4 protein-coding genes and 1 other RNA gene are annotated in these 5,139 nt (G+C 46.3%); all 5 read left to right on the top strand.

Annotation, left to right across the window (positions count from 1 at the left end):
* Nucleotides 1–140: RNase P RNA component class A (gene rnpB, locus VJY99_RS10105), an RNA gene on the top strand; the annotation flags it as partial.
* Nucleotides 141–451: 311 nt separating this feature from the next.
* Complete coding sequence (locus VJY99_RS10100) at nt 452–1,873, top strand: PAAR domain-containing protein (protein WP_253178804.1); 1,422 nt, start codon at nt 452–454, stop codon at nt 1,871–1,873.
* Entirely contained in the window at nt 1,863–2,279 is a 417-nt protein-coding gene (locus VJY99_RS10095; protein WP_220470689.1) for a hypothetical protein, read from the top strand. The genes VJY99_RS10100 and VJY99_RS10095 overlap by 11 nt, the downstream gene beginning before the upstream one ends.
* Before the next feature lie 793 nt (nt 2,280–3,072).
* A complete protein-coding gene (tdcA, locus tag VJY99_RS10090) occupies nt 3,073–3,993 on the top strand; it encodes a transcriptional regulator TdcA (protein ID WP_108416148.1) in 921 nt (306 codons plus the stop codon).
* A 96-nt stretch (nt 3,994–4,089) separates the two neighbouring features.
* Nucleotides 4,090–5,079, top strand: a complete 990-nt coding sequence (tdcB, locus tag VJY99_RS10085; RefSeq protein ID WP_010435913.1) for a bifunctional threonine ammonia-lyase/L-serine ammonia-lyase TdcB — start codon at nt 4,090–4,092, stop codon at nt 5,077–5,079.
* Nucleotides 5,080–5,139 lie beyond the last annotated feature (60 nt).

Genomic DNA, 5,139 nt, shown 5'->3' with positions numbered 1-5,139 from the left:
CACCCGGAGCAAGGCCAAATAGGGGTTCACATGGTACGGCCCGTACTGAACCCGGGTAGGCTGCTTGAGCCAGTGAGCGATTGCTGGCCTAGATGAATGACTGTCCACGACAGAACCCGGCTTATCGGTCAGCTTCAACTTTTTTTTAAGCAATCGTTGGTGTGTCTCTGGTGGTGAAATGAGAAACATCAACGGTTGCAATAACTCTTATATTGCCTACTGCAACACCATAAATAATTTCTCCTCTTCTGATCATAAAAACCTTTACGGTTCAGGCTCAATAATAAGAGTTTTATTAATTCATTGCCTGAATAAGAACACAGTAATATTTTCATGGTGAATAATTCGAAATGACATTTTATTTTAACAACAATACATTTCGAATAATGTGGTTTATTTGTAAAATGAGAACAGGGGATAAATAGAACGACAGCAAGTAAAGGGACTTATAATGGGAGTCAAGGGCAATTATCTTTTCAGGGGTGACAAAACCGCCTGTGGCGGTGTAATCATAGATGGATGTCCTGACCATCAGCATTTTGGGAAAGACATGGTCTGCGAAGGTCACAGGGCAACCTGTGGCAAGCATGAAGGGCTATACCGTATTGCGGGAGGGATTCGCGACACTATCCACGGTAAGAGAATTGCTGGAACGCTGCACAGCCGAAGTTCTTGCCCATGTAGATCTCGCCTTGTCCCCTCAAACTTCTATGATAGTTACGAGCTTGATAATGAAGTGATTCCAACCAGTATTGGTTCACGGGAGATTGCCGGTCTTCCTGAACAGCCCGAACCCGTTCAGCACGCACAATCTACAAAAAAAGATCCAAAATCTGATAAACCCAAAGGTATCGATGCAGGTTTTACCATTATCCCGTTTGGCGGTACAACAGAAGCCTGGCAACGTCTGTTATTCACAGAGAACCCACCTGCAGGTGTAAAAGAACTCTTTTCCACGTTGAACGGCCCGGATGAAAGATACAAAGCCGGTTCTATTATGCTGGTAGTTGATCCTGATAAACAGGACGACGAACAGATCGCCCACATGCAGGCCGCGAAAGCGCGAATTGATGCAGCGTTAGCTCCTCTCTCCATTCAGCAAGCCAACTTTCTCTACAAGCACAAAGACACCATTGAGATGTTCGCTGCTGCTGTAACCACTGCAAACGACGCTGCTGGAAATGTGGGAAGAGCGACGGAAGCAGCGAAGGGATATTTCGAACGAGTCGAAAAAATTCTTGTCGAGATCGAGAAGACATACAAACATCAGTACATTACCAGCGGTTCACTGATCGGCGAGCAATTTTTTGTTGAGCGCCGCCGCTTGTTTGGTCAACTTGATAGCGTTCTTAAGATGTTCATGAAGCATCGCTTCATGTTCAAAGAGTACGCCGATCTGAAAAGTGCTCTTGGCCTCTCCAGCCGTTCAATCACGCACCGCTGGAACGAAACAGGCGTTAGCGATATTGAAGGTTACGCAACCCATATCGAGAAGCTGGCGAAGTACGTTAAGTGGATGGAAACCGCCGGGAAGATCGGTATTGGTCTGTCCGCTTTGGATACCGCAGCGAAGATCACGGAAGCCTGTACCGTGGGGCGAGATTGTGCGAAAACGTCGTTTACCTCTATTGGTGAGTTTTCCGGTAGCCTGATCGGCAGTGCGATAGCTGGAAAAATTGCGGGTACAGCCGCAGCAAATACCGTCTGTGCGATAGTGCTTGGCGCTGCAACCATAGAAGCCGCAGGTGCCGGAGCATTACTTTGTACGCTTGGGGTAAATGGCGCTATTGCATATGGGAGCGATAAAGCCACATCCGCGTTCGGTGGCTTCGTTGGTGAATCGCTATATGAGGTTACAAGCAATGACTATTGATGACCTACTTAGCGCCAAGGCAACAGTAATTATTGGTGCACTTGCTTTCGGCTTCGGTATAGCCAGTATCATAGCCTCAGTTCTGAACAGGGATAGATTTAAAGAGATCTGCATCCTGTACAAAGAAAGATACGGTAGTTTGCCTGATGCTGTATTGCTGTTCGAGAACGTCAACACGCTTTATGTCAAAGTGGCATACAGCACAAAAGTGAGTTTTATATACATGCCGCTGTTGTGGAATAAAAGCTCAATCCTGACCAAAAATGATGACAAGGACTTTATTCGTGGGCTACCAAAACGGCTTATTGGTCCATTCTACGCGGAGATATACCTAGCGGTTGTCAGTCTGTTGTTTTTTATCGTTGGTGTGTTACAAATGTTAGCTATTAAGCATGGTTGGGTGTGAAAGGCGCGTCCATTGTAGAGCTTTACTCTCTCACACGGAGTGAGATACAGTCTGCGGCACAAGGCAACCCCAGCGCCGCAGATGCCTGACGCACAGTTGAACGAAGCTGACTTATCGGTCAGCTTCAACTTCTTAAAGAACCCCGCTTCGGCGGGGTTTTTGCTTTCTGGTCATCTGGCCATGTGGGCAAATGATACCAATTATCAAAATTGCGACGCTAAGCACATTTCACTGTTTATGTGGTTAATGAATCCGTTCATTTACCCTATACGATCCAAATCACAAAATTTCCCGCTAAAAAATAACGATTTCTCAGTGTTGTTAATTTGTTGCTGATGTTGCGGTAATGGTGTTTATAGTTTTCACATTTGATATGTGAATATTGAATTCAAAAACATTCCCAGTGTGAATGTGTGATGTATTCGACCCTTTTGTATGCGCGGGCAACATCATTATTTTTCTATTTGATAAAACACAAAAATGTTTTAAATAGAAAATGGTTGTTTATTAGCCGTTAATTGTCTGAAAGATAGTCTTTATTGATATTTTAAAATACAAAAAATCCACCGTGGTTATCACCATAAAATAAAGTTATTACCGCCATTTTTGTTGATCAATATCAGCGTATTGGTGTGTTTTTATATTATCAACTCATTGATATATATGTGTTTTAATGGTGTTTTGTCGAGGTTGGTAATGATGCGAAAAGTCAAATTGTGAGTAACAGCACATACCCCCTGAAACACTATTAGGTAGAATTCGCCCCGTCATAGGGAAATAAGCGCAGAATATTATGAACACTATTATTCTACCGAAAACACAGCACCTCGTGGTATTTCAGGAAGTCATTAAAAGTGGCTCCATAGGTTCTGCGGCAAGACAACTGGGCCTGACGCAACCGGCCGTCAGCAAAATCATCAGCGATATCGAGTCCTACTTCGGTGTTGAAGTGATGATTCGTAAAAACACGGGCGTTAAGTTGACCGCTGCAGGCCAGGTTCTGCTCTCGTATTCAGAGTCGATCACTCGCGAAATGAAAAACATGGTGAGCGAGATCAACAGCCTCAGTTTTAGCACCGTTATGGACGTCTCCTTTGGCTATCCGTCGCTGATAGGCTTCACCTTCCTGTCTGAGATGATCAAAAAATTCAAGGAAGTGTTCCCGAAAGCGCGCGTCTCGATGTACGAAGCACAGCTCTCTTCGTTCCTGCCCGCTATCCGCGACGGCCGACTGGATTTTGCCATCGGCACGTTAAGCGATGAAATGCTGCTGCAGGACCTGCACGTCGAGCCGCTGTTTGAGTCCGAGTTTGTGCTGGTCGCCAGCAAATCACGAACGTGCACCGGACCGACGACACTGGCATCGCTCACGCACGAGCAGTGGGTGATGCCGCAAACCGATATGGGCTACTACAAAGAACTTCTGACCACCCTGCAAGACAACCACATCAGCATTGAAAACATCGTCCAGACCGATTCCGTCGTTACCATTTATAACCTTGTCCTCAATGCCGATTACCTGACGGTGATCCCCCGTGACATGATTGCGCCATTCGGCTCGGACCAGTTTATTGTTCTGCCGGTGGAAGATGAATTACCCGTGGCGCGTTATGCCGCCGTGTGGTCAAAAAATTACAGTATTAAAAAATCAGCGTCAGTATTAGTTGAACTGGCAAAACAATATTCGTCGATGAATATCGAAAAACGACGATAGAAATAATGATGATTTAAAACACCCGGAGCGACGCTTTTTAACGCTCTGATACCCTGACTTTGCCTGAAAACAATGAATTATTATAACGAGGATATTATGCACATTACTTACGATCTCCCGGTAACTATTGAAGATATTCAGGATGCCAGAAAACGACTGGCAGGAAAAATCTATAAAACCGGTATGCCGCGCTCGAATTATCTCAGCGAACGTTGTAAGGGTGAGATATTCCTGAAGTTTGAAAACATGCAGCGCACCGGTTCATTCAAAATTCGCGGCGCGTTTAATAAGTTAAGCTCGCTCACCGATGCTGAAAAACGCAAAGGCGTTGTCGCCTGTTCGGCAGGAAACCATGCGCAGGGCGTGTCGCTCTCCTGCGCCATGCTCGGTATCGACGGCAAAGTGGTGATGCCGATGGGCGCGCCGAAATCCAAGGTTGCCGCCACGCGCGACTACTCCGCCGAAGTGGTGCTGCACGGCGAGAACTTTAACGACACCATCGCCAAGGTCAGCGAAATTGTCGAAATGGAAGGGCGCATTTTTATTCCGCCTTACGATGACCCAAAAGTGATTGCCGGGCAGGGCACCATCGGTCTGGAAATTCTTGAAGATTTATACGACGTGGATAACGTCATTGTGCCTATCGGCGGCGGCGGATTAATTGCCGGAATTGCCACGGCGATTAAATCCATCAACCCGACCATTAATATTATCGGCGTGCAGTCTGAGAACGTTCACGGTATGGCAGCGTCTTATCAGGCCGGGGAAATCGTTAACCATCGCGTCACCGGAACATTAGCAGACGGCTGCGATGTTTCTCGTCCCGGTAAATTAACCTTCGAAATTGTTCGTGAATTAGTTGACGACATTGTTCTGGTCAGCGAGGACGATATTCGCAACAGCATGATCGCGCTCATTCAGCGAAATAAAGTGGTGACAGAAGGTGCTGGCGCGCTGGCCTGCGCGGCGTTATTAAGCGGCAAACTTGACCATTATATTCAGGGTCGTAAAACCGTCTGCATTATTTCCGGCGGCAATATCGATCTCTCCCGTGTTTCCCAAATTACCGGCTTCGTTGACGCATAAAGGTGACCTATGAGCAACACAGAAAGCATTATCGTTGGCCAGACAAAAACGTCCTCCTGG

It is taken from the genome of Buttiauxella sp. (assembly GCF_035271705.1).
Lineage (GTDB): Bacteria > Pseudomonadota > Gammaproteobacteria > Enterobacterales > Enterobacteriaceae > Buttiauxella.
The sequence above is the reverse complement of the archived record's forward strand: the minus strand, read 5'-3'. Positions and strand labels throughout refer to the sequence as shown.